General features: G+C 43.9%; 1 protein-coding gene. It reads left to right on the top strand.

The window, feature by feature from the left end; all coding sequences use genetic code 11:
- Positions 1-1,549 (top strand): Ig-like domain-containing protein (locus tag ACFFIT_RS05465; protein WP_385876646.1); only part of this gene is annotated, 1,549 nt, incomplete at both ends.

Below are 1,549 nucleotides of genomic sequence, written 5' to 3'. Positions count from 1 at the left end.
TTTTGTCAAAGAAGATGGTTCGTGGAGTTTTGAATTACCAACGACGCTTGCGCTGGTTGATGGTACGTATAACATCCAATTTAGAGCTGAAGATAAAGCGGGTAACTTGACGGGTTTTGTTCCTGCAGCAGGTTTTGAGTTAATCGTTGATACCGAAGTCAGTACCTCTCCTGAAAATCAATTAACATTAGATAATGTGATTGATAATGTTGAGCCGAATCCTAATGGTGAGAAAGGCAATATTAAGCTTAACTCAGGGGCCATCACTAATGATACACGCCCTACATTTGAAGGACGTGGTGAGCCTGGGGCTGAAATCAAGCTTTACATTAATAATGAGCTTAAATCATTAACACCTCCTGTATTTGTGGGTCAAAATGGTCAATGGAGCTTTGAGTTACCTGCAGATTTAACCCTTCTTGATGGTAGTTATAGCATTCAATTCAGGGCGGCAGATAAAGCCGGTAACTTGACTGACTTTGTACCTACTGAAGGATTTGACTTAATTGTCAGCACAGAAGCACCAGAATCGCTGGAAGTGGGTTCATGGCAGCTTCTCGATGATGTGGGCCAATTCACAGGTCCCATCAATGAAGGAGATTTCACAGATGATACATTACCTACGTTAGAGGGTCGAGTACCTACAGGCGTGTCTGAGGTGGCGATATTCGTGGATGGTAAAGAAGTAGGCCGTGCATCTGTGACAAGCAATGCATGGACTTACCAAATCACTGACGAGTTGGCGAAAGGCAAACATAAGATTGCGATTTCTCCTGTGAGCCCATCGGGTGTTTATGGCCCACAATCAGAAGTGAATTTTGAAATAAGTTTAGATAAGCCGATTGCTTTACGTCCTGAAGACATTGATTTATATGATGATCAAGAACCCGTGACGGGCACCATTGAAAAAGGTGGCTTTACCAATGACAGACAACCTGAATATAAAGGGAGCGTACGTTCAGAGGCGATTAAATTCATCAACATCTATATGGATGATGAATTAGTTGCCACAGTCCCTGTTAATGCGAACGGTGATTGGACTTATACCCCAATTGAATTCTTATCAGGTGGTGAGCATAAACTGAGAGCCGCGCCAGTGAGTGCCTCTGGTATTGAAGGAGAGAAGACGACTGAGTGGGCATTTAATGTCATTACGACCAAGCCAGTTCAACCTTCTATCGTAGAAGTGATTGATGATTTTGGTAACAGTGCACAGACCATACAGCCAGAAGGTGTGACTAATGATAAGAATCTGACGATTCGTGGTACCGCGTCACCTGGTGTGAAAGTGATTATCAAGGTCAATGAGAAGTATGCAACAGAAACACAGGCGGATGCACAAGGTAACTGGAGATTAGATTTACCGGATGGTGTCATCACAGATGATGGCATTTATAACATCACAGCGCTTGCAGAAGATGCAGCGAGCCAGACTTCGGATGAGACAGCGAAGTATGCTATCAACTATGACCGCACACCACCGGCTAAGCCAACCTTTATTGCTGAAGACAGCGAGGGAGATGTTAAAGGCAACGTGGTGAACGGTTCA

Source organism: Thorsellia kenyensis (assembly GCF_042432445.1).
GTDB classification, from domain to species: domain Bacteria; phylum Pseudomonadota; class Gammaproteobacteria; order Enterobacterales; family Thorselliaceae; genus Thorsellia; species Thorsellia kenyensis.
Note: the sequence above shows the minus strand (reverse complement) of the source record. Positions and strands in the feature narration are given on the sequence as shown.